The sequence below is a fragment of the Marinobacter bryozoorum genome (assembly GCF_023156245.1).
Classification (GTDB): Bacteria; Pseudomonadota; Gammaproteobacteria; order Pseudomonadales; family Oleiphilaceae; genus Marinobacter; species Marinobacter bryozoorum.
This window is the reverse complement of sequence record NZ_JAKZAH010000026.1, coordinates 1-23,950: the sequence shown is the minus strand read 5'-3', so window position 1 is coordinate 23,950 and position 23,950 is coordinate 1. Positions and strand designations below refer to the sequence as shown.

The window sequence follows — 23,950 nt, the reverse complement described above, 5'->3', positions numbered from 1 at the left end:
GGGGTAAGAGGAACCCCTGCCTTCAGCGCCCCTGAAACTGTGCGTTGTGCCGGTCGCGACCGAACCCCGTCCGGCACCCCGCATTTCCACCTCGAACCTGACATGCTAAGAGGCAAGACAATGGAAATCTTCAAGTCTACTGAATCCGAAGTACGCGTTTATTCACGGGCCTTTCCGGTCATTTTTAACCGGGCCAAGAACGCGCACCTGTACACCGAAGACGGCAAGGAATACCTGGACTTCCTGGCTGGCGCCGGGTCCCTGAACTATGGCCACAACAATGATGTGCTGAAGAAGGCGCTGCTGGAATACATCGAGTCCGACGGCGTAAGCCAGGGCCTGGACCTGTTCACCACCGCCAAGCATGACTTCATCGAATCCTACAAGAAGCACATCCTTGAGCCCCGTGGCCTGGACTACAAGATGCAGTTCACTGGTCCCACCGGTACCAACTGTGTTGAAGCGGCACTGAAGCTGGCCCGCAAGGTGAAAGGTCGTACCAACATTATCTCCTTCACCAACGGTTTCCATGGCGTGACCACCGGTGCCGTAGCGGCCACCGGCAACAAGCACCACCGTGGTGGTGTTGGCATGCCCCTGGGCAACGTGGATTTCATGTTCTACGACGGCTACCTGGGCGAAGATGTAGACAGCCTGGCCATCATGGACAAGCTGCTGTCTGACGGTTCTTCCGGCTATGAAACCCCGGCTGCCGTGATTGTCGAGGCGGTACAGGGTGAAGGTGGCCTGAACGCTGCACGCGCCGAGTGGCTGCAGGGTCTGGAGAAGCTGTGCAAGAAGCACGACATGCTGCTGATCCTGGACGACATCCAGGCGGGCAACGGCCGTACCGGTGAGTTCTTCAGTTTCGAGTTTGCCGGCATCAAGCCGGACATGGTGACCGTATCCAAGTCCCTGAGCGGCTACGGCCTGCCCATGGCCCTGGTTCTGTTCAAGCCGGAACTGGATATCTGGGAATCCGGCGAGCACAACGGCACCTTCCGGGGTAACAACATGGCGTTCGTGACGGCACGCACTGCCATTGAAACCTACTGGAAGGACGATGCCTTCGCCAACGAGGTGAAGGCCAAGACGAAGGTGTTGGGCGACGCCCTGCAGGCCATCTGCGACAAGTATCCCGGTGAGTTCCACGTCAAGGGTCGTGGCCTGATGCGCGGTATCGAGGCGAAGAATGCCGAGCTGACCGATGCGATTACGTCCCGCGCCTTTGAAAAGGGTCTGATTATCGAGACCAGTGGTCCCAATGACGAGGTCATTAAATGCCTCATGCCCCTGACCACCAGTGAGGATGACCTGAAAAAAGGTGCTAAGATTCTGTCTGAAAGTGTGGACGAAATCATGCAGGAAGGGATCAGCGAAGCGTCGTAAGACGCCAGTGACCCCCGCGGGTTGATTTGACAGTTCCCCGGGCTGGTCCCGGGAGCTGTCAATGTCGCGGCACGGGCACTTGCTGACCTCCCTGGCCATTCATTCTGCAGGATAATGACGGAAACACCATGACTAGCCAATTACATACCGTCGAGAAGATCGGCGGTACCTCCATGAGCAACTACGAGGCGGTCCGCGATAACATCATCATCGGCGATCGCAAGAAAGATGACCTGTACCAGCGCATCTTCGTGGTCTCTGCCTATGGTGGCGTGACCAACGAGCTTCTGGAGCACAAGAAAACCGGCGAGCCGGGCGTCTATGCCCTGTTTGCCGACGCCGAGTCTGACTGGGCGTGGGGTGATGATCTCACCAAGCTGGTGAAGTTCCTCACCGACATCAACGGCGAACTGTTCGTCGATCCCATGCTCAAGCAGCAGGCTGACCAGTTCATTACCGACCGTATCGAAGGCGTTCGCGGCTGCCTGATCGACCTCCAGCGACTGTGCTCCTACGGCCAGTTCCAGCTGGAAGAGCACCTGCTGACCGTGCGGGAGATGCTGGCGGGTATCGGCGAGGCCCACAGTGCCTTCAATACCGCCCTCAAGCTTCAGCAGGAAGGCATCAACGCCCGCTTCGTGGATCTTACCGGCTGGCGCGACAACGAATTGCTGCCGCTGGATGAAAAACTCAAGCAGGCATTCGACGCTGTTGACCTGACCCGTGAGTTGCCCATCGTGACCGGCTATGCCCAGTGCAAGGAAGGCCTGATGCGTACCTTCGACCGGGGTTACAGCGAGATGACCTTCAGCCGGGTGGCAGTGATTACCAATGCCCGCGAAGCGGTCATCCACAAGGAATATCACCTGAGCTCCGCCGACCCCAACATTGTGGGTGCCGACAAGGTGGTGCCCCTGGGCCGGACCAACTACGACGTGGCGGACCAGCTGGCCAACCTGGGTATGGAAGCCATCCATCCCCGTGCCGGCAAGGGCCTGCGCCAGAACGAAATCCCCCTGCGGGTGAAGAACACCTTCGAGCCGGAGCACACCGGTACCCTGATCACCGGCGACTACGTCAGTGAGAAGCCCCGGGTGGAAATCATTGCCGGCGCCAAGGGCATCTTCGCCATCGAGGTATTCGACCAGGACATGCAGGGCGAGCCGGGCTATGACCGCAGGATCCTGGAAGTGCTGAGCCGCTTCAAGGTGCGGTTTGTGTCCAAGGACACCAACGCCAACACCATCACCCATTACGTGGACAGCACCCTCAAGCACGTGAAGCGGGTGGTCAAGGCGCTGGAAGAAACCTTCCCCAATGCGGAACTCAATACCCGTAAGGTGGCTCTGGTGTCGGCCATTGGTTCCGACATGAAAGTGCCGGGTATCCTCTCACGCTCGGTCAAGGCGCTGGCGGATGAGGAAATCAGCGTGCTGGCAGTTCACCAGTGCATGCGCCAGGTGGATATCCAGTTCGTGGTGGACGAGGACAACTACGAGAAGGCCATCGTGGCCCTCCACGGAGTCCTGATCGAGCCCCACAACCACGAATACGCCATCGTGGCGGCCTGAGGCCCTGCTCCAGGTACAGCGGTTATCGGCGGACGGAACCGGTCGCTTCGTCCGCTGGTAAGGGAGGACGTCTTGCCTCCTGATCGGGGTGCCCGGCACTTGGTGCCGGGTGCCTTCCGGTCCCCTGGTCCCGGCTTTCCTTCCAGTCCCTTCCCTCTTTCCCACCGGTTGTTAACGGGTCGTCACCAACGTCAGTGTTGCAGCAGTAACCAGCCCGTCACCGCCATCTGACACAGCACGACCACTGCGGTCAGCCACACCCTCAGCCGGCGATACCACAATGGCCAGTAGTTATAGAGCCAGCGCACATCGATCAGGCAGAGCGCGATGTACGCCACCGGATACACCGGCGCCCGCCATTCCAGCGGCAGCAACAGGGCCAGCCCGCCCACCAGGAAGATGACCTGGCTGATAACCAGTGTGACGACCGGTGACAACGGATAGCACCGGTTTTCCAGCTGCATGGCCACCGGCCAGTAGACCCCGGCCATAAAGGCCAAGATACCGGCGCTGTAGATATGGAACCAGGAAATCAGCCAGCCGGCGTGTTCCTGCATGAGCAGGAGCCCGATCACCCCGGCAAGAAACGGAATCAGCCCGGCCACCCCGACCAGGATGGCCAGTCTTTCAACGGAGATCACTGCGGTTGCCCCTGGATGCGGATACGTAGCGGGTCCACTGGAGACGGCGCCATGCCCACCATTTCGTTGTAGGCGGAGTTGTGGACCACCTCGCTACAATGAATCTCCAGGTCACTCAGGGTATCCAGTATCTCCCAGCTGCTGCGGAACAGACGGGTCCGACCCTGGGGGTCGGACAGGATCAGGGTCTGGTCCCCCAGGTTCAGGCGGGCCATGTATTTTTGTCCTTCGATGGACAGAATTTCCAGCAGCGTCACCGGGCCGGTTCCGGCCTTGTGCAGTTCGGCAAGGGTAATGCGCACGGGTAAATCCCCATTGGGTAAAGGTGGTTGAGCGATACCGGAATTACGCCGTGAACAGGGGGAAGGATCAGTGACCTGGCAAGAAAAACTGGTCCGGGGTACCCAGTTCGCGACAGGGCTCGTGGGCGGGGCACTGCACCAGGTGGTCGTTGACCATGCCGGTGGCCTGCATGAACGCGTACACAATGGTGGGGCCAACGAAGTTGAATCCGCGCTGTTTGAGGGCCTTGGACATGGCCTTGGATTCCGGCGTCGTCACGGGTACCTCGCTGATACTCTGCCAGCGGTTCTGGATGGGCCGGTTGTCCACAAAGGACCACAGCAGCTGGCTGAGGGGCTCGCCCTGCTCCTGCATGGCCAGCCAGGCCCGGGCATTGCGGATAATGGATTCCACTTTCAGGCGGTTGCGGATAATGCCCGGATCAGCCAGCAGTGCCTCGACGTCACGCTCGCTGTACCGGGCGATCTTTTCCGGGTCAAAGTTGTCGTAGGCGGCGCGGTAGTTTTCCTGCTTGCGGAGGATGGTGATCCAGCTCAGACCGGCCTGCTGGCCGTCCAGGCAGAGCTTTTCGAACAGGGCGTGGTCATCGGTTTCCGGGCGTCCCCACACCAGGTCGTGGTAATCCACATAAAGCGGGTCAGTACCGCACCATGGGCATCGTTCGACAATCTGATCCATGAACCCGGTTCCTCCGACAGGTCAGTTATCTGCGCTCTTTTGCGTTACAGGACAGATTATCCAGGGCTGCTCGGCCAGCCGTTCTAGCTCAGCTGGCACCAGGTGCGCCTCATCGCTGGCATGGACCAGGTGGAGGGCCGGTGCTGCCTCGGTACTTTCATCCTGCCAGACCACGGCAATCACATAGCCTTCGGCCTGGGTGAGTGCCGCATGCCAGGTTTCGCCGGGGCGGTCACCGACCAGGTCGAGGTTGGCACTGACCTCCAGCGTTCGCAGGTTATTGGCAATGCCGCGCCCTGTGGCCTTGAGCCAGGCCTCCTTGAGGGTCCACACCTGAAGGAAGGTGTCCTGGTCGGATTGGGACAGTAGCCATTCCTGCTCTCCTGCGGTGAACCACCGGCGAACGATGCGTCGCCAGTTGATGTCCCGGTAAAGCGGCTCTATATCAACCCCGATACCCTGCCGCGAGGACACGGCACAGGCCGACATGCCGTGGCTGTGGCTCAGCGAGAGGTGCCAGCCTTCGGGCTCTGCCGAAGCCACGGGGCGGCCGTGTACCGGGCGACACAGGTGGGGGGCGTGCCCGCTGACACCATAGAGGGCCTGGCGCACCAGCCAGCGGCTATGGACAAATTCCATCAACCGGCCCGTGGCCATGCCCGAGGCCACTTCCCGTTCGTAGGGGCCCAGCCAGTCGGGAAAGTCGTAGGGCTCCAGGGGTTGGCGCCCAAGCCAGACGGAAATGCTGGCCCGTTCAGGGTTGGAGTCGTTGGATGGTCCAGCCATTGTCGCTCCTGAGATATTCAAAACGGTCATGCAGTCGGCTCGGGCGACCCTGCCAGAATTCGATGCGATGGGGAACCACCCGGTATCCCCCCCAGAATGAGGGCAGCGGGATTTCACCATCGCCGAACTTGCGTTTGATCTCGGCTACCTTTTGTTCCAGCAGTCCCCGGGAGCGGATGACCTTGCTCTGTTCTGATACCCAGGCACCGAGCTGGCTGCCCCTTGGCCGACTGGCAAAGTATCGCAGTGACTCTGTCTGGCTCACCCGGGTGACCGTACCCTGCACGATGACCTGCCGGTTGAGGCCAATCCAGGGAAAGAGCAGGGCCGCTTTCGGATTTTCTTCCAGCTCACCGGCCTTGCGGCTGCCATAATTGGTATAAAATACGAAACCGTCGTGATCGAAATATTTCAGCAATACTGTGCGCAGGTCCGGCTGGGAATCAGCACCGGTGGTGGCCAGCGACATGGCGTTGGGTTCGAGAATACCGGCATTCCTGGCGTCATTGAACCAGAGTTCGAATTGCCGTACGGGGTCATCGTCCAGTTGCTCGCGGTCGAGGCCTTCGCTCTCGAAATCGCGGCGCATATCACCTATATCCATCGGGGATTCCTGATATAAAGGTTGGGTTCGAATCTACGCTTCTATATTCTTTCAGGATCACGCGCGCTTGAGAACCTTAAAGGAGCGAACGAAGTGACCGAAACTGTCCGACGCAAACCTGCCTACCGCCGCTGGTGGTTCTGGTTGCTGGTGCTGGCGTTGGCCTGGGTGGTCATCGGATTCGGCCTGGTTCCCCTTTACCTGACTTCGATGATTCCGGAGCGGGTAGAGCAGTCCCTTGGCTGGGATGCTGACACCGGGAACGTCAGCTTCAACCCTTTCACCTTCAGCCTTTCGGCACACGACGTCAATGCCACGGATGATGGCGGCGAACAGGTTTTCAGTGCCGACGAAATCGTCCTCGACCTGGGGTTGTTACAACTGGTTCGTGGCTCCTTCAACGCTCAGCATTTTGCACTGGAAAATCCCTACCTGCGACTGGACTTGCTCCCCGGGGGCGGTACCAACCTGGCTGCGGATTGGCGGGCAAATGCTGGGGCTGACGCAGACAACAGTCCGGTTCAATGGATGCTGGGTGAGGGCGTTGTTAATGGCGGTCGCCTGCAGATCAGGAGACTACCAGCGGAAGGCAAGGAAGAGATTCGCACCTTCACAGTGGAAGCCATCGGCCTGACTGTTACCGACGTGGCCGGCTCACAGCAGGATGAAGCGGGTAACTACACCCTGCAGGCAGCCATGGGTGAGCAGGTGCTGGAAGGCCAGGGCAGTCTTAACGCAGCGCCGCTTTGGTCCAACGGTCGCCTGTCGTTGGAGGATGTCGGCGCCGGCGACCTGCAGAGCTGGCTGGGGGATTATCTGCCCTGGCGTATTCATAGTGGCCGGCTGTCCTTTGCAACCGCTTACCAGTTTGCCTATGACGACAGGGGCGTTGCCCTGGCGACCCGGGATGGTCAGCTTGAAGCCGGCAATCTGAAACTGGCCGATCCGGAACAGCCGGGGCAGGTCATTGCCAGTGCCGACACCCTGGCGATGCAGGGCGTGGCTTTCAATATGGACGGGCCAGAGCTGGTGATTTCTGCCATAGCCGGAGAGTCGCTCCACCTGGACGCTGAATTGGCTCGTGATGGCACCCTTAATTTGACCCGCCCCCTGCACCGGGACGGTGACGCCTCTCCGGGGCAGGATAGTGACGATTCCGGGCCTTTGCGGTGGTCTGTGGGTCGCCTGGACATCAGCAAGGGCACCATCGACTGGCGGGATGAGCGTCCGTCGACGCCGGTGGAATTGGCTCTGCAGGAGGTTGAGCTAAGCCTGGGGGCCATGACCGAGCAACTGGAAGAGCCTATTACCTACCAGGCCCGTGCTGCGCTGGTGCAGGGTGGAACAGCCTCGGCCAATGGTCAGTTCACGCTGGCTCCCCTGACCTTTGAGGGTGGTGTCACCTTCGACCAGGTGATTATGGCTCCGTTCAACGGCTATCTGGCAGAAGTCAGCGAACTTGAAGTCAGGGATGGCATGCTGAACCTGTCCGGCAACATCGATCTTGATGTGCAGGACGATCCCCTGACCGGCACCTTCAGTGGCCGGGGCAGCATCAGCCAGTTCAGTGGCCGGTTACCGGATGAAGACGACAGTACCCTGGCATGGCGAGAGCTGCGCCTTGATCCCATTGAATACAACTTTGCCCCGGCCCGGCTGGAGCTGGGCACGGTAACCTTGTCCGAGCCGGAGCTTGGTGTTGTCCAGTACCCTCACAAGCCGCTGAACCTCGTTCGCCTTATGGGGCCAGCCAGGAGTCAACAGGAAGACAGCGCTGGAGGCGACGCGCCACCTGAGCTGATTTTCCGGCTGCGGCAGCTTGAGCTGTCCAATGGCGAGATCCGTTACACAGACCACACGCCCCGGCCGCCCTTCACCAGCCGGCTGCATGACGTGCAGGCGTCGGTGGCGGGGTTGAGCAATATCAGGCCGCAGCAGGGTCGTTTCAGCCTTCGTGGTGTCCTGGACGACTCGGGCGATTTCCGGGCCGAGGGCACCCTGGCCACCCTGGGGACGGACGGCCGGTCGGAGGTTAATGCCACGCTGGAAAACCTTTCCATGCCTGTACTGAATCCCTATTTTGGTTTCTATCTGGGGTACCTGGTAGACAGCGGCAAGCTATCCGGCGAAGGCCACTACGAACTTCAGGGCACCCGGCTTGAGGCCACCAATACCCTTCAGCTGGAGCGACTGGAGCTGGGAGAAGCGGTACAGAGTGACGCCGAAATCACCGCACCGGTCAGGCTCGGCCTGGCCCTGCTGCGAGACGACAGCAACCGGGTAAGCCTGGAAATACCGGTCAGCGGGGACCTTGCGGACCCGGAATTCAACCTGGGGCCGATCATGATGCGAACCTTGCGGGCCTCCCTGGTCAAAGCCGCCATGTCGCCTTTTGACCTGCTGGGGTCTGTCGTGGACCTGGGCAATTATTCCCCCGAAGAGCTGGGAGGCGTGGATTTCATGGCCGGAGAAACCACCCTCGCCATGGGTGAATACACCAAGATGGAAACGGTAGCGAAGGTGCTGGAGACGAGAAAGGAAATCGTACTGACAATCCGTGGCGTTGCGCTCGATTCAGTGGATACCCCGGCCCTTGAAGCAACCCTGGCGGAAGGTAAATCCTTGCCTGAGGGGGCCCTTGAGGCACTGGCCGACCAGCGTGGCACCAGCCTGAAGCGCCTGCTGGAAGAGGAGTACGGCGTCTCCGGGGAGCAGATTTTCCTGAAGGCACCGCAAGTAAGGCCCGGGGAAGGCAGCGAGGGTCCGGTCTCCATCGAGTTTGAACTGGAGTCCCGATGACCCGACCGGTGCTCAGCCATTTCTTCGCCTATATTGGCCGTTTGCGCTGGATTCGCCGCTGGGGGCTGATGCGCAATGCGATCGAGGAAAACGTCGCCACCCATTCCTGGGAGGTCGCCACCCTGGCCCATGCGCTGGCGGTTATCCGTAACCGGCACTTTGACGGTGACGTTAACCCGGAAACCGTTGCCACCGCAGCCCTCTACCATGACGCTACCGAGGTTATTACCGGTGATATGCCCACTCCGGTGAAGTACCACTCAAAGGTCATGCGTGAGGCCTTCAAAGACATCGAGCACAAGGCCTCCGATGAACTGCTGGCCCTGTTGCCAGGGAGTCTGCAGGCGGATTTCGCGCCCTATATCCAGGAATCCCGCTGGCAGCCGGAAGTGGCGGAGCTGGTGAAAGCGGCGGACAGGTTGTCAGCTTTACTCAAGTGCGAGGCGGAAATGCAGGCAGGTAACCGGGAATTCGAGCCGGCGGCACAGCAAATCCGGGATCGCCTGGAACAGGAAGGCCTGCCTGAAGTGATGTATTTCCTGGAGGTCTTTGCCCCCGGTTACAGCCAGCCCCTGGACCACCTGCTGGGCGATTGAGCCAGCCGCCGTGGCCCTGCCGGGTTGTCAGGCTGCCAGCACCTGGTTGCGGCCACTGTTCTTGGCCTGGTAGAGCGCTTCGTCGGCCCGTTTGAAGGTCGTCTGCAGGGTTTCACCCACCTGGTGAATCGCCACGCCCTGAGACACCGTGATTCGGTATCCCTCTGGCAATTCATCAAAGCGCAGCGCTTCCACTGCCTTGCGGATGCGTTCGGCGGCCGGCACTGTATGGTCCGGCGTTGTCTCCGGGAAGATCAGCAGGAACTCCTCCCCGCCAATACGGCCCACGTAGTCGCCTTTACGAATGGTCGACTGAATGGTGTGACTGACCTTGCGCAGGATCTCATCTCCGGCCTGGTGACCAAAGGTGTCATTAATGCGTTTGAAATGATCAATATCCAGAACGCTGATGGCCAGGGCCTTGGGGCCAGGGGACTGGCGTTCACTGCGGGCCACCTCCCGTTCGAACTGTTCCATGACTGTGCGTCGGTTAGGCAGACTGGTGAGGGGGTCGCGAGTAGCCAGCTCTACCAGCTCGACGTTGGCGTGCTTCAGCTCCCGGTTACGGATACTGAGTTGGTGTCGCAGCTCGGAGATAAAGCTGCCCAGGTAGGCAACGATGGAGAGAACCGACGCATAGGCAAACAGTGTAACGGCTTCCAGCGGCCAATAGATGCGTTCCGGGGCTACCCAGCCAAGCAGCAGCACCAGCCCCAGGTAAGCCAGCCAGAACAACCAGGCGATGGTCAGCATCTGCCGACGGTTCAGGGCCAGGGCGCCGAACATGACGCCCCCGATGGCCAGCATCAGGAACAGGATCCGCCCCTGGGGCAGGGCCACAAAGAACATGACATACAGGGAGGGGATGACCGGCCATAGGATCTGGGCCATGGTCATGCTGGGATCCTTGAAGCGCAGGTTGATACCGAACTGCAGAATCAGGACCAGCAGGGTGCCTAGCAGTACACTGCTGGCAAAGAATACCAGCACAGGCTCGACAGGCAGGAAGCCGCCAAGATATAGACCGATCACGGCGAGGGCGGTGCAGCCGTGGTTTGCAAACCCCCAGGCCATCCGCTTCAGGCGCAGTGACTGGGCCCGTTGAATTCTTTGCTCGATGCTTTCTGCCGTCATTTCTTTGTTGACTTGACCAGTTTTTATACGGTTGTTTTAAAGTGCGCCAAGATTACCACGAAATGGCTCGAATGAGCGGTCATCGGATTACAAATAGGGTGCTGATCCCTACGGTCCGATTAATTCAATTTTATTTAGCAAAATCATCAATTAGTGCCTATGGAAAGGTATATCAATGAATGTAGCAGAAAGTGGCGTGTCTGTTGTGACAGGTTGTATCTGTCGAGCCTGAGCGACTTGGGAGATATGGGAGATGCGAAGGATGGTGAGGGAGGCGCAGCCGGGGGTTCCTTTCTTCCGGGAATCGAAAACTCGCTTCGCTCAGACAACGATTCCCTGGAGAAACGAACCCCCGGCTACACCTCTGTGGACTCTGGTGCAGCACCTGCGATGAACTGAGTGGTGTTGGTTTCAGGCGGCCTTGGCCAGGGACCTGGCCCTGGTGAGTTCCAGCCTGACGGCGTTTCCGTCCAACAGGACCCGGTAGCTGTTCACGCTCACGCTCTCATCTTCCAGGCACTGGCCGGTGACCAGGTTGAAGTGCTGCTTGTACAACGGGGAAGCTACCACCGGCTGGCCGTTCAGGTCGCCGGTAATACCCCGGGCCAGGACGTTGGCACCGCTGAACGGGTCGGTGTGGCTGATGGCGAACAGCGCCGGCAGTCGGTGCGGCAGGTAGAAAATGGCTACCGGGCCGTCGTCGGTCCATACCGCGATGCCGGATTCCGGTACCAAGTCGTCTACGGTGCAGACGATGTTCCATTGGGTCGTGGTTTTCATGGCTTGTCTCCTTCTGTTTTGGATCGGCTCCCTCCCTCAGAGTTTGGGAGATGGCTGATTGGTTTCGTGCCTGCGCCAGGGTGGGGGTGGCTTTCCTCCGTGAAAAAAGAACTCGCTTTGCTCAGACACCTTTTTTCCCTGCGGAAAGCCACCCCCACCCCGCCGTGATCAAATTGATTGCAGCTCTCAACAAGAAACCGGGTTTTACTTCCCTTGCCCTTGCCCTTGCCCTTGCCCTTGCCCTTGCCCTTGTCTTTGTCTTTGTCGTTTACCTTCGGTCACCCCTAAGGTCCGCCGGAGGTGTGTGGGGGTTCTTTTCTGCAGGGAATCGTTGTCTGAGCGAAGCGAGTTTTCGATTCCCGTAAGAAAAGAACCCCCACGCGACTCCAGCCCCCCAAACCCGCAAGCTAGCGACCCAGCCCCAGAACCCGCCGGTCAACGAATCCCAGCAACAAGAATCAGGCCACCTCAGTCTCACCAGCCGGTCGTCGCTGAGACCGCTCCGTAGTCCACTGCTGCACCGGATCCTTCTGCCCAGGGGCATTCACAAACTCCCGGAACCGCTTGCGCTTCTCCGGATCCTCCACCGCAGACCTCCATTCGCACTGGTAGGTACCCACGATATCCGCCATGTGCTGCTCCAGCTCCGCACAGATCCCCAGGCTGTCATCCAGAACAACCTGCTTCAGGTAATCCAGACCACCTTTCATGTTCTCCATCCACACACTGGTGCGCTGCAGCCTGTCGGCAGTGCGCACGTAGAACATCAGAACCCGGTCGATGGTACGGATCAACTCGTCATCAGACAGGTCGGTGGCAAACAGGTCCGCATGGCGGGGGCGCATGCCGCCATTGCCGCATACATACAGGTTCCAGCCGTTTTCGGTGGCGATCACGCCGATGTCCTTGCTCTGGGCCTCGGCGCATTCCCGGGTACAGCCTGACACCGCCATCTTGACCTTGTGGGGCGCGCGCAGGCCCTTGTAGCGGTTCTCCAGATGGATCGCCATGCCCACACTGTCCTGCACGCCATAGCGGCACCAGGTACTGCCAACACAGGACTTGACCGTACGCAGGGACTTACCGTAGGCGTGGCCGGTCTCGAAACCGGCGGCAATGAGCTTCTCCCAGATTTCCGGCAGTTCGCTCAGGGTGGCGCCGAACAGGTCCACCCGCTGGCCGCCGGTGATCTTGGTATAAAGGTCGTACTCCTTCGCTACCTCTCCCAACACAATCAACTTGTCTGGTGTGATCTCTCCCCCGGGTATGCGGGGCACAATGGAGTAGGTACCGTTCTTCTGCATGTTGGCCATGAAGGTGTCATTGGTGTCCTGCAGCGGAACATGGTCCGTGGCCAGGATGTGCTCGTTCCAGCAGGTCGCCAGGATGGACGCCACCGTGGGTTTGCAGATATCGCAGCCGTGTCCCTTGCCATGCTGCCGGATTAACGTGCGGAAGGTTCGGATGCCGTTGACCCTGACAATGTTGAACAGGTCCTGGCGGCTGTAGGGGAAGTGCTCACAGATATCCTTGCTGACCTCCACGCCGCGCTTCTCCAGCTCGCTGTCCACCAGGTTCTTGAGCAGGGCGGCACAGCCGCCGCAGCCGGTGCTGGCCTTGGTTCCGGCTTTAACAGCGCCCAGGTCGGTGGCGCCGGCATCGATGGCGCAGCACACGTCGCCCTTGCTGACGTTGTGGCAGGAGCAGATCTGGGCGGTGTCGGGCAGGGCATCGGGGCCCAGGGCCGGGGTGCCCCCCTGACTTTCCGGCAGGATCAGCGACTCCGGGTTTTCCGGCAGGTCGATGCCGTTGAGGCAGTATTGCAGCAGGGTATCGTAATGGCTGTTGTCCCCCACCAGGATGGCCCCGAGCAGTTTTCGACCGTCCTCGCTGATGACCATGCGGCGGTAGTGGCCGGCCTTTTCGTCGTTAAAGCGGATATTGCGGGCACCCGGGGTCCGGGCGTGGGCATCGCCGATGGAGCCCACATCCACACCCAGAAGTTTGAGCTTCGTGCTCATGTCGGCCCCGGTGAAGGCTGCATCCCGGTCATCATTGAGGGCGGCGCTCAGGGTGCGGGCCATGGTATAGCCCGGTGCCACCAGGCCGAAGACCTGCTGGTTCCATAAAGCGCATTCGCCGATGGCGTGGATATGTGGGTCGGAGGTGGTGCAGTGGTTGTCGATGATAATGCCGCCGCGTTCGCCGATGTCCAGCCCGCAGGAACGAGCCAGGGTGTCCTGGGGGCGGATGCCGGCGGAGAACACGATCAGGTCCGTCTCCAGGAAGGACTCATCACTGAATTCCATGCGCAGGCGGCTGCCCTTAACGTTCACAATGGCTGTGGTGGCCTTTTCGGTATGCACCTGTACACCCAACACCTCGATTTTGCGGCGAAGCAGGGCGCCGCCGTCGTCATCCAGCTGCACCGGCATCAGGCGGGGGGCGAACTCCACCACATGGGCGTCCAGGCCCAGGCTTTTCAGCGCGTTGGCCGCTTCCAGCCCCAGCAGGCCCCCGCCCACAACCACCCCGGTCCGGGCGCCCCCGGCGCAGGCGCGGATACGGTCGAGGTCTTCCAGGGTGCGATAGACAAAGCAGTTGGGGTTATCCCTGCCGTCGATGGGCGGCACGAACGGGTAGGAACCGGTGGCCAGCACCAGCTCGTCATAGCGGTAGCTACCCTTCGGGGTTGTGACGGCGCGGCGCTCCCGGTCGATGGCAGTCACCGGCTCGTGCAGGTGCAGGTCAATGCCCTTTGCCCGGTACCAGTCGGCGGTGCCCATGGCCAGGTCCGTGTGGGTGGAGCCAGTAAAGTATTCGGACAGGTGCACCCGGTCATAGGCCAGCTGCTTTTCCTCTCCGAAAACCAGGACGTTGAAGCCGGCAGCGGCCGGGGAGTCGGCGAACTGCTCCAGGAAGTGGTGGCCGACCATGCCGTTACCGATGACGATCAGGGTTTTGTTGCTCATGGGTCTGTCCTCTCTCAAATACTGTGGCGCCGTCGCTCAGGCCGCCTGTTCGCAGTAGTCCCGGCCGAAAGCCAGGGTCGCCCGCCACGGGGTAAGGTCGTTGCCTTTCTGTATCTGCTCCGCGTACCAGGGGCCGTCACGGGTTTCGCCGAACAACACCGAGCCCACCAGGCGACCGTCCCGCAGCAGCAGACGGCAATAACGATTCTGGTCATGGTCCTGCCAGACGATGGATTCCGTGTGTTCATCCGGTCGGGTCTGGCCGCAGGAAAAGATTGGTATGCCGCTGATCTTCAGTCGGGTGGGCTGTGTGGTGCTCCGGAAAACCGCGCCCTGGTCGGAACCTTTCAGCACCTGCGCCAGTACACGGGCCTGTTCATAGCCCGGGTCGACCAGGCCGAATGTCTGTCCGTTGATTTCACAACACTCCCCCAGGGCGAAGATGGCGGAATCACTGGTTCGAAGCTGCCGGTCGACCCGAATACCTCGCCCGCATTCGAGTCCGGCGGCTGTCGCCACGTCGGTGTTGGGGCGAATGCCGGCGGCGGTAACGACCAGATCGGTGCTGACCAGGCTGTTGTCATCCAGCTGTACCGCCCGTACCCGGCGCTTGCCAAGCAACGCAACCGGGCTGACGCCGGTGCGGATGCTCAGGCCACGTTCCTGCAGGCTGACGGCCAGCAGTTCGCTACCGGTGGTATCCAGCTGCCGGTTGAGCAGGTGCGGATTACGATGCAGCACGGTGACCGCCATACCCCGGCAGCGCAGTCCCTCGGCGGCTTCCAGTCCCAGGAAGCCGCCACCGATGACCACGGCGCGGCCATGACGCTGGCTCAGCTCGATCAGCTGACGGGTGTCCCGCAGGTCGCGGAAGGTCAGCACGCCCCCCAGGTCATCATCGGGGATACCCAGGGGCGCCGGCCTGGCGCCGGTGGCCAGCACCAGCGTGTCGTAGGCCAGTTCCCGTCCGTCCGCAGTAACGATCCGCTGACGTGTGCGGTCGATGGTGGTCACCGGGTCACCGTGATAGCGCTCGATACCGTTTGCGTCGAACCAGGTTTCGCCCCTCAGTTGAAGCTGATCCATGGTGGCATCCCCGGCCAGCACGGATGACAGCAACACCCGGTTGTAGGCCGATTCCGGCTCGGCACCGAGCACTACGACCCGGCTGAAGGGGTGCCCGCCCTCACACAGGTGCTCCAGCAGACGCTGGGCCACCATGCCGTGCCCGCAAATTATCAGTGTTCCCTGTCTCATTGCTTTGCTCCCGGGTGGTTGATGTTGGAGCAACAAAAAAAGCCGGAGCATCTATCCCCGAGGGGGAGTCGATGGTCCGGCGCCAATGCCAACAACGATGTTCGGTGAAGTCCGGAGACTTCGGGATACTCAAGCCATCTTCGGCTGACGTGCCCCTGATGGTCCGGCCGCTCCGTGGCCGGGACGATCATCCGTGAGTTAGCTAAAGCGAGTACCGTGCCAGTAGTTTTATTTATCTTTAAAACAATGGGTTATCGATTTCCGGTCTGTTTTTTCACTGAGCGGTAATGCCCCCGGATTGTTCACCACACCGAATTCGTGCACCGCCGTTGAACACCGCCATCATGCGATAGCCCGCAAACCACGACGGGTTTCGGCTGTGCTCTGTTCCTGGTCGTCATCCTTTTCCGACGCCGGCGCCTTGCCGGGAAACCGCTGCTTCTCGTATAGGAACGACAACACCGCCTGCCGGTATCGGACATAGGCCGGGTCGTCCGCCAGCGTCACACGATCCCGGGGCCGTGGCAGCTCAATGGACAGGTCCTCACCCACCAACGCCGCCGGCCCGTTGGTCATCATGATGATCCGGTCCGACAAGAGCACCGCCTCATCCACATCATGGGTGATCATGATCACTGTATTGTTCAGCTCCTGCTGGATCTCCATCAGCGAATCCTGCAGATGCGCCCGGGTGAGCGCATCCAAAGCCCCGAACGGCTCATCCATCAACAACACACTGGGCTTCATCGCCAGCGCCCGGGCAATCCCCACCCGCTGAGCCATCCCCCCGGAAATCTCCCCGGGACGCTTGTCCAGCGCATGGTCCATATGCACCAGGGCGAGGTTGTGCAGAATCCATTCCTTGCGCTCCCGTTTGCTCATACGCTTGCGGAACACCTGCTGCACCGCCAGCTCCACGTTCTCGTAAACGGTCAGCCAGGGCATCAGCGAATGATTCTGAAACACCACGGCCCGCTCCGGCCCCGGCTCATTCACCTCGTGCCCGTCCAGCACACAACCGCCCCTGGTGGCCTTCAAAAGGCCAGCGACAATGTTCAGCACGGTGGACTTGCCACAGCCTGAGTGGCCGATCAGGGATACGAATTCGCCCTTACCGATCTTCAGGTTCAGGTCATCGAGGGCAATAAAAGGCCCTGTTGGCGTATCGAACGCCATCTGAACACCGGTCAGTTCCAAATGTGCTTTGCTCATGAAGGTCACCTCAATAGTTGGAGAGTCCCGGGCAGGTACCTCTTTCCGGGACCGTCAAAAACAGGGATGTTTTTGTCGAGCGTACAGGGATGTATTCACCGCGTGTCCCGGAAAGAGGTACCTGCCCGGGGCTCCGGCACCGAAGCCTGAATCTCGCCAGGTTTTGTTATCGGTCCCAGGCCACTCGCCGCTGCACCACCAACATCCCGCGATCCAGCAAAAACCCGATGAAACCAATCGCCAGCACCGCCACCATGATCCGGCTCAGGGACTGGCTACTCCCATTCTGGAATTCATCCCACACAAACTTCCCCAGCCCCGGATTCTGCGCCAGCATCTCCGCCGCAATCAGCACCATCCAGGCAATCCCCAGCGACACCCGCAGACCGGTAAAGATCATCGGCACTGAAGACGGCAACACCACCTTGCGAACATGGGTCCAGAACGACAGCCGCAGTACCTTCGATACATTCACCAGGTCCTGGCTGACCGCGCCCACCCCCACGCTGGTATTGATCAGCGTTGGCCACAGACTGCAGAGGGTCACCGTGATCATCGACGTCAGAAAAGACTTCTCGAACATCGGATCGTCGCTGACGTAGGTGGCTGATACCACCATGGTCACCAGCGGCAGCCAGGCCAGGGGCGATACCGGTTTGAACACCTGGATCAGGGGATTCACTGCCGCGTTGAAGTACCGGTTCAATCCCACCAGTATCCCCAGGGGCACCGCGATAACCGTGGCCAGCAGAAAACCCGCCAGCACCGTCAACAGGCTGGTACCGACCTGGTCAATAAAGGTGGGCGCCCCGGGGTAGTCACGGATTCTCACCTCCGCCTCCGGGTTGTCTTCCAGAATCCGCGCATTGCGCTCTTCCTGCATGGCGATGAACTTGTCCGCCCGGTCACGCTGGTCCTGGTGTTCCTGCCAGAGCGCGCTGGCCTGCTCCGCTACGGCAACCGGGCCCGGGAAGGCGCCCAGGGAGGTCTGAACCTGGGGTGCGGCCAGGTGCCAGAACCCCAGGAACAGCATAATGCCCACCAGTGGCAGCAGCAGTTGCTGTGCCCTGGTGGCCAGCTGGCCCGGATTGGGAAGGCTCAGCAACCGGACCAGCCTGCGGCCGACCAGGTTGGATGACGTGGTTTCACTCAGGGTGCTCATGGCCGTTCTCCGTCTTCAGATGAGCTTCAGGGCGTGTCGTCGCCTTTCAGGCCGATGTCGAAGCTGTTGATATAGGCGTTGGGCTCATGGGGCGTGAAAGGAACGCCATCAATCAGCTCGCCCTGGTGTGGTCGCTCGAAGTTCTCCATCTCCAGGTCCGGAAAGGCTTCCGCCGGAAACGTGCCATCCTCGATCAGTGAACGGGCCGCTTCCCGGTAGATATCTGCCCGGTAGACCTCCTGGGCGGTTTTCATGTACCAATCGTCCGGCTTTGCCTCCGCAATCTGGCCCCAGCGTCGCATCTGGGTCAGGTACCAGATTGCGTCTGAGGGATAGGGGTAGGTTGCGTAGTAGCGAAAGAACACGTTGAAGTCCGGCACTTCTCGCACATCACCTTTTTCATACTCGAAGGTGCCGGTCATGGAATTGGCGATGACCTCCTCGTCGGCTCCCACGTACTGGGAGCGCGCGAGGAGTTTTACGGCTTCCGCTCGATTGGCATTGTTATCCTCATCCAGCCAGTGGGCGGCGCGAATCAGTGCCCGGAGCAGGCGCAGGTGGGTGTTCGGGTTTTCCTCGGCCCACTGGCGGGTCACGCCGAAGACCTTTTCCGGATTGTTCGGCCAGATCTCGTAGTCGGTAATCACCGGCACGCCGATGCCCTTGAACACCGCCTGCTGGTTCCAGGGTTCGCCCACGCAGTAACCCTGGATTGTCCCGGCTTCCAGGGTGGCCGGCATCTGGGGGGGCGGCGTAACGGACAGGTGCACATCGGCCTGCAGGGTGCCGCTGGTATCGCCCCGCTGGGGCGCATAGTAACCGGGGTTCAGGCCGCCGGCGGCCAGCCAGTAACGCAGCTCGTAGTTATGGGTGGACACCGGGAACACCATGCCCATGCGAAAGCGCTCACCCTGATCCCGGTAATGCTCCACCACGGGTTTCAGGGCGCTGGCGCTGATCGGATGTTCCGGCGTACCGTCGTCACTCTGATCAAGGTTGTCCTTTACCATCTCCCAGACATCGTTGGAGACGGTAATGCCGTTGCCGTTCAGGTCCATACTGAAGGCGGTAATCACATCCGCCCGGGTGCCATAGCCAATGCTGGCTCCGAGGGGCTGCCCTGCGAGCATATGGGCGCCATCGAGCTGGCCGTCGATGACCCGGTCCAGCAGGACCTTCCAGTTGGCCTGGGCTTCGAGTTCCACAAAAAGTCCTTCGTCCATGAAGAAGCCCTGTTCCCACGCCACCGCCAGGGGCGCCATATCCGTCAGCTTTATAAAGCCCAGTTTCAGGTCGGGCTGCTCCGCCGGGCCTATTTCCGCGTTTGTATTCGTCGCCAGGCCCAGGGCCAGGGTGATGGCCAGTATGTGATGCCGTGTCATTGCTACCCCCGAAAGGTCTTTCATTACTCGAAAAAAAACGCCTGCCCCCCGTCGCCGGGAAGCAGACGCCAATGTCTGCAGATCACTCTGAATGTGCTGGAAGTGATGCCCGTGACGGGATCGCTCCTGTAACGGGTATTGCAGATAGCGTGCCAGTTAGGGAAACGTTCAATAAACAGTTGGTTAAGTCATAACTGGTCGGTAAGCGGACTGTTGGCCTTCCGCCTGACGGTGCGTTTTCGTGCCTGATGCACCAGTGAGGTGCGAGTTTTGACGCGGTAAGGTCAGGCTCTGCAGGGGGCAGGGCGTTCGTTGCGGGTAACTTGCTGCAAACAACCGCCCGGCCCCGATCTTGCTAGCTTGCATGAGGACAATCCAGAATCCTTCCCGTGCCCTATCGCCGGGAAGCCTGACAGTGGGCAACGAAGCCTGACGAGCGCATCCTTTCGGGGGAATGCCCGTCAGGCTTTTTTGTTGCCTGGTAACCGACCACCAGAATGGGCGCTATTTCCGTGAACACTCCCGATCCCCTTCCCTTCAAGACCACCTGTCCATACTGCGGTGTGGGTTGCGGGGTGCTGGCCACCCCTTGCACGTCTGAGCGCAGCGCAGGCAACCGTCCAGTGTCCGGTGACCCGGCCCATCCGGCCAATCATGGGCGTCTTTGCGTGAAAGGTGCCAGCCTCCACGAAACCACTGGCTCTGAAGGCAATCTGCACCATCCTCGCGTACTGGGCAGCCGGGTCAGCTGGGACCGGGCACTGGATGAAGTGGCCGGGGCCATCCGCCAGGCCATGGCGCAGCATGGGCCGGACTCGGTAGCCTTTTACCTGTCCGGCCAGCTGCTGACCGAGGACTACTACGTGGCCAACAAACTCGCCAAGGGCTTTATCGGAACGCCCCATGTGGACACCAACTCCCGCCTGTGCATGTCATCGGCGGTGGCCGCCCATAAACGGGCTTTTGGTGAGGACGTGGTGCCGGGATGCTATGAAGATCTGGAGCTGGCGGACCTGCTGGTACTGGCCGGCAGCAATGCCGCCTGGAATCACCCCGTACTCTATCAGCGTATGAAGGCCGCAGGCCGGCCCGGGCGCCGTGTGGTGGTTATTGACCCCCGCCGCACAGCTACCGCAGAGCTGGCGGACCTGCACCTGGCGATCCGGCCGGGTACAGATACCGTGCTGTTCAATGGCTTGCTGGTCTGGCTGGCGGATACGGGGGCGGTGGATGGTGCGTACGTTGACGCCCATTGCAGCGGTTTCGATGAAACCCTGGCATCGGCCCGGGCCAAGGCCTTTACACCAGGGAACGTGGCCGAGGCCTGTGATATTCCAGTGGCTGACGTTGTGAGCTTCTATCGGTGGTTTGCGGAAACGCCCCGCACCGTCACGGCCTTCTCTCAGGGCATCAACCAGAGCGTGGCGGGTACGGATAAAGGCAACGCCATTATCAACTGCCACCTGGCCACGGGGCGTGTGGGCAAACCCGGAGCCAGTCCGCTCTCCCTGACCGGACAGCCCAACGCCATGGGCGGTCGCGAGGTGGGCGGCCTGGCTAACACCCTGGCGGCCCATATGGATTACGACACCCCGGGTGCCCGCGAAACGGTGGCGCAGTCCTGGGGTACCGACCGTCTGCCGCAGGCCCCCGGATACAAGGCCGTGGACCTGTTCGAAGCCGTCCACCGGGGCGAGATCAAGGTGCTGTGGATCATGGGTACCAACCCGGCGGTGAGCCTGCCGCACAGTCACCGGGTGCGTGAAGCCATCGGCCGATGCCCGGTAGTGATCGTTTCCGATTGCGTCCGTCACACCGATACCACGGCCCTGGCGGATATCCTGCTGCCGGCCAGGGGGTGGGGCGAGAAAGATGGCACCGTCACCAACTCCGAGCGTTGTATTTCCCGCCAGCGCGCCTTCTTGCCACCTGCCGGGGAGGCCCGGGCAGACTGGCAGATTCTCGCGGAAGTGGGACAGCGCCTGGGCTATGGGAAAGCGTTTGCATGGTCGTCACCTGCCGCGGTTTTCCGGGAGCACGCCCGGCTGTCGGCCCTGGATAACCACGGAACCCGCCAGTTCAATCTGTCCGGCCTGGCGGACCTGACCGACGAAGCCTATGACCAGCTTGCACCCGTCCAGTGGCCGGTTACAGCAGCGCAGCCTGGAGGCAGCAAGCGTCTGTTCGGGGATGGCCGGTTCAGCACTGCGGACGGCCGCGCCCGTTTCATGCCGGTTCGGGCAACGGCATTGGACCAGACTGATGTGAGCCCCGAAAAAATGCGGCTGAACACTGGCCGAATCCGGGATCAATGGCACACCATGACCCGGACAGCCCGGGCGCCACGGCTGGTCCAGCATCGACCGGAGCCCTTTGTGGATATGCACCCGGACGACCTGCGTGGCCTGGGTATCAAGGAAGGGGAGCTGGTGACCCTGGGTAAAGAGCGTGGAGGCCAGTTCACCGGGCGTGTGCGAGCTGAGCCCGGGCAGCGGCAGGGGGAGGTGTTTGTGCCGATTCACTGGAGCCATCAATTCACCGGCGAGGGGCTTGCCAGCGCCCTGATCTCCCCGGTAACGGACCCAATCTCCGGCCAGCCGGACTCCAAAACGGGGCTCGTTACTGTGACACCACTGTCTGTCCGCTGGCACGCCCGCCTTCTACGACACCGGGAGGCACCACGGGGCTGGCAGGCGGACTACCACACCCTCGTCCCCCAGCATCACTGCAACACCTGGTACCTGGCAGGCAAACAGCCGGAAAACTGGCACCGGACCATAACCCGCTGGCTCGGTGGCGCCCCGGACCTGGTGCTGGAAGACCGCGCAGCAGGCACCTTCCGCGCCGCCCGAATAAGCCATGGCCAACTGGACGGTGTACTGCTGGTGGCCAGGGACGCCAGTCACTTACCGGACACCGCCTGGCTGGCGTCCCTGTTCGATGGCCGGCAGCTCTCCCGCCAGGAGCGGCGCGGCCTGTTATCGGCCCGGAGTGTGGAAACGGAAGATATCGGTGCCGTGGTATGCAGTTGTTTCGGTGTTGGCGAGAAACAGATTGCAGCAGCCATAGGAGCAGGTGCCAGAACGGTAGAAGCCCTGGGAGAAAAACTCCGATGCGGCACCAATTGCGGCTCATGCCTACCAGAACTGAAAGCGTCGATAGAAAAGCAGCTGGTGCATGCCTCCGTGGATTAGCCTGAGCCAATCAGACAGCTTTCATGGCGATCAGAACAGAGTAACCAAGAGGTGTGCGGGGGGAGGCTTTTGTGCAGGGAAAATCTGTCTGAGCGAAGCGAGTTTAAATTTTTCCGGAACAAAAGCCTCCCCCCGCGCAACTCACGCCCCACAGCCAACAGTCTGGGAGAAAAATCCGCCCAGGAACACGAACAACCTCAGTCCACAGCAGAAAGCATCACAAAAGGCACCCGAAACCGAAGCCCCCGCGAGCGCCCGGTGCCATCCACCGTACAGGTCTTGCGATTGATCCGCAGAATGATGCCTTCCCGCGCCGCGGCGCCATCACCAAAACGTACCGCCTCCCCAGGCTGCCAACGCCGCGCCTGGTGGCCAGGGTTGGGCAGGGTCATAGGCTGGTTGTCCAGTGGCAAACCGAGCGCATGGGCCGAGTGGGCCAGATGCCGGCGAACACTCTCTGCCATGCCATTGTCATTGAGCTGATCCAGCAGTTCGTAGAAATGACGGTTATGCACCGAACCATGGTAACGCTTGCCATCATGCTGCTGGAGCAGGTGGGCAAACTCATGGGTACAGGTGTGGGCCAGCAGATTCAGTACCGACACCGTGCCACAGAAATACCCCCGGCTACGGATTTCCCGGGTCGACAACCAGCCGGCAGCGGTAACGGGATCCTGCTTGGCGGCCACCATGCGTACCCCATAGGTGATCTGGTGGCACCTCTCCCGGTGATGGAAACGATGATAGGTAGCGCGGCCAGAGCCGGCACGGCAGGCAAGCTCGGCCTTCGGGTGTAACTGATGGCGGTAGTGATCCCACAGCACCTGTTCGGTGGTGGTACACATCAGCCGGGCAAGGGCCCGGCAGGTTTGCAGGTTGGAGGTCATCGATCGGAAACTGCGGCCTGGGTTTTACCGCAACTTGTACCCCACCGGCAGGGCATAGGTAAAGCTCTGGCCCTTCATATCGCCAGGAACCTCCGGCAGCGGGCTGGCATCCCGCAGCAGCTGAAGGGCTGCCCGGTCCAGTAAGTCGTGGGACGAGGAATCCCGCAAACGGGTGTTGAGCAGGCGTCCATTACGGTCGAATTCGAAGATGACCACCGGCGTGCCCTCCTGTCCCAGTCGCCGGGCCCGGCGCGGGTACTCGTGGTACCGGGCCAGGTGGCGGGTCAGCTTGCTGAGGTACTCGTCTACCGAGCTGTCATCGCCGGCGACTAGTTCAACCTGTTCCTGCTGGGTGGACTCGTCCGCGCCTTCGTCGGGCTCCGTGGTATCCACGTTGGCTTCCGCCTCCTTGTCGGTGGTGCGTTCACTGCGGGCCGTTTCAGCCTGCTCGGGTTCAGGCTGGGGTTCAGGTTCAGGTTCAGGTTCAGGTTGCGGTTGCGGTGCGGGCTCCGGTGACGGAGCCTCTTCTGGCTCTGGCTCTGGCTCTGGCTCTGGCTCTGGCTCTGGCTCTGGCTCTGGCTCTGGCTCTGGCTCTGGCTCTGG

General features: G+C 60.9%; 19 protein-coding genes. 5 read left to right on the top strand and 14 right to left on the bottom strand.

The features are described 5' to 3' along the window. Positions 1-120: 120 nt before the first annotated feature. Together ectB and MLC59_RS13650 are read left to right on the top strand one after the other, a co-directional pair. Entirely contained in the window at positions 121-1,389 is a 1,269-nt protein-coding gene (ectB, locus tag MLC59_RS13655; RefSeq protein WP_248235020.1) for a diaminobutyrate--2-oxoglutarate transaminase, read from the top strand. A gap of 128 nt (positions 1,390-1,517) precedes the next feature. Beyond that, positions 1,518-2,960 (top strand): aspartate kinase, encoded by a 1,443-nt coding sequence (locus MLC59_RS13650; protein ID WP_091851747.1) that lies wholly within the window; start codon positions 1,518-1,520, stop codon positions 2,958-2,960. 191 nt (positions 2,961-3,151) lie between these two features. Here MLC59_RS13650 and MLC59_RS13645 read toward each other — a convergent pair whose 3' ends face one another. The 5 genes from MLC59_RS13645 to pdxH all read right to left on the bottom strand — a co-directional run bounded on the left by MLC59_RS13645 (position 3,152) and on the right by pdxH (position 5,972). Next, complete coding sequence (locus MLC59_RS13645; RefSeq protein WP_248235018.1) at positions 3,152-3,601, bottom strand: DUF3429 domain-containing protein; 450 nt, start codon at positions 3,599-3,601, stop codon at positions 3,152-3,154. Further along, positions 3,598-3,903 (bottom strand): DUF6482 family protein, encoded by a 306-nt coding sequence (locus MLC59_RS13640; RefSeq protein ID WP_248235012.1) that lies wholly within the window; start codon positions 3,901-3,903, stop codon positions 3,598-3,600. Before MLC59_RS13640 ends, MLC59_RS13645 begins: the two co-directional genes overlap by 4 nt. 67 nt (positions 3,904-3,970) lie before the next feature. Beyond that, positions 3,971-4,582 carry a DNA-3-methyladenine glycosylase I gene (locus MLC59_RS13635; RefSeq protein WP_248235010.1) on the bottom strand — a complete coding sequence of 204 codons (612 nt, stop codon included), beginning with the start codon at positions 4,580-4,582 and terminating at the stop codon, positions 3,971-3,973. A 21-nt stretch (positions 4,583-4,603) separates the two neighbouring features. Continuing rightward, positions 4,604-5,368, bottom strand: coding sequence for a 4'-phosphopantetheinyl transferase family protein (locus MLC59_RS13630; protein ID WP_248235008.1), 765 nt, complete (start codon positions 5,366-5,368; stop codon positions 4,604-4,606). Next, positions 5,337-5,972, bottom strand: coding sequence for a pyridoxamine 5'-phosphate oxidase (pdxH, locus tag MLC59_RS13625; protein ID WP_248234999.1), 636 nt, complete (start codon positions 5,970-5,972; stop codon positions 5,337-5,339). The genes MLC59_RS13630 and pdxH overlap by 32 nt, the downstream gene beginning before the upstream one ends. A 93-nt stretch (positions 5,973-6,065) precedes the next feature. On the opposite strand from pdxH, the gene MLC59_RS13620 reads away from it, so the two are divergent. Continuing rightward, on the top strand, positions 6,066-8,771 hold the full coding sequence (locus MLC59_RS13620) for a DUF748 domain-containing protein (RefSeq protein WP_248234997.1): 2,706 nt from the start codon (positions 6,066-6,068) through the stop codon (positions 8,769-8,771). Then, complete coding sequence (gene yfbR, locus MLC59_RS13615; protein ID WP_248234996.1) at positions 8,768-9,367, top strand: 5'-deoxynucleotidase; 600 nt, start codon at positions 8,768-8,770, stop codon at positions 9,365-9,367. The genes MLC59_RS13620 and yfbR overlap by 4 nt, the downstream gene beginning before the upstream one ends. Before the next feature lie 27 nt (positions 9,368-9,394). On the opposite strand, the gene MLC59_RS13610 is transcribed toward yfbR, so the two are convergent. The 7 genes from MLC59_RS13610 to MLC59_RS13580 form a co-directional block, all read right to left on the bottom strand. Further along, positions 9,395-10,501 (bottom strand): GGDEF domain-containing protein, encoded by a 1,107-nt coding sequence (locus MLC59_RS13610; RefSeq protein ID WP_248234994.1) that lies wholly within the window; start codon positions 10,499-10,501, stop codon positions 9,395-9,397. Positions 10,502-10,912: 411 nt separating this feature from the next. Then, entirely contained in the window at positions 10,913-11,281 is a 369-nt protein-coding gene (nirD, locus tag MLC59_RS13605) for a nitrite reductase small subunit NirD (protein WP_248234992.1), read from the bottom strand. 458 nt (positions 11,282-11,739) lie between these two features. After that, complete coding sequence (gene nirB / locus MLC59_RS13600; RefSeq protein ID WP_248234991.1) at positions 11,740-14,253, bottom strand: nitrite reductase large subunit NirB; 2,514 nt, start codon at positions 14,251-14,253, stop codon at positions 11,740-11,742. Positions 14,254-14,289: 36 nt separating this feature from the next. Beyond that, positions 14,290-15,510 (bottom strand): NAD(P)/FAD-dependent oxidoreductase, encoded by a 1,221-nt coding sequence (locus MLC59_RS13595; protein WP_248234989.1) that lies wholly within the window; start codon positions 15,508-15,510, stop codon positions 14,290-14,292. A 342-nt stretch (positions 15,511-15,852) separates the two neighbouring features. Next, positions 15,853-16,686, bottom strand: coding sequence for an ABC transporter ATP-binding protein (locus MLC59_RS13590; RefSeq protein WP_427901729.1), 834 nt, complete (start codon positions 16,684-16,686; stop codon positions 15,853-15,855). Between the two features lie 202 nt (positions 16,687-16,888). After that, a complete protein-coding gene (locus tag MLC59_RS13585) occupies positions 16,889-17,884 on the bottom strand; it encodes an ABC transporter permease (RefSeq protein WP_248234986.1) in 996 nt (331 codons plus the stop codon). Between the two features lie 26 nt (positions 17,885-17,910). Further along, on the bottom strand, positions 17,911-19,266 hold the full coding sequence (locus tag MLC59_RS13580) for a CmpA/NrtA family ABC transporter substrate-binding protein (protein WP_248234981.1): 1,356 nt from the start codon (positions 19,264-19,266) through the stop codon (positions 17,911-17,913). 512 nt (positions 19,267-19,778) lie between these two features. Here MLC59_RS13580 and MLC59_RS13575 point away from each other — a divergent pair. Next, entirely contained in the window at positions 19,779-22,460 is a 2,682-nt protein-coding gene (locus MLC59_RS13575; protein ID WP_248234979.1) for a nitrate reductase, read from the top strand. Between the two features lie 197 nt (positions 22,461-22,657). Here the strand turns inward: MLC59_RS13575 and MLC59_RS13570 are convergent, their stop codons facing one another. Together MLC59_RS13570 and MLC59_RS13565 are read right to left on the bottom strand one after the other, a co-directional pair. Then, positions 22,658-23,347 carry a hypothetical protein gene (locus tag MLC59_RS13570; RefSeq protein WP_248234976.1) on the bottom strand — a complete coding sequence of 230 codons (690 nt, stop codon included), beginning with the start codon at positions 23,345-23,347 and terminating at the stop codon, positions 22,658-22,660. Positions 23,348-23,371: 24 nt separating this feature from the next. Then, positions 23,372-23,950: energy transducer TonB (locus MLC59_RS13565; RefSeq protein WP_248234974.1), on the bottom strand; the 579-nt coding region annotated here is incomplete at its 5' end.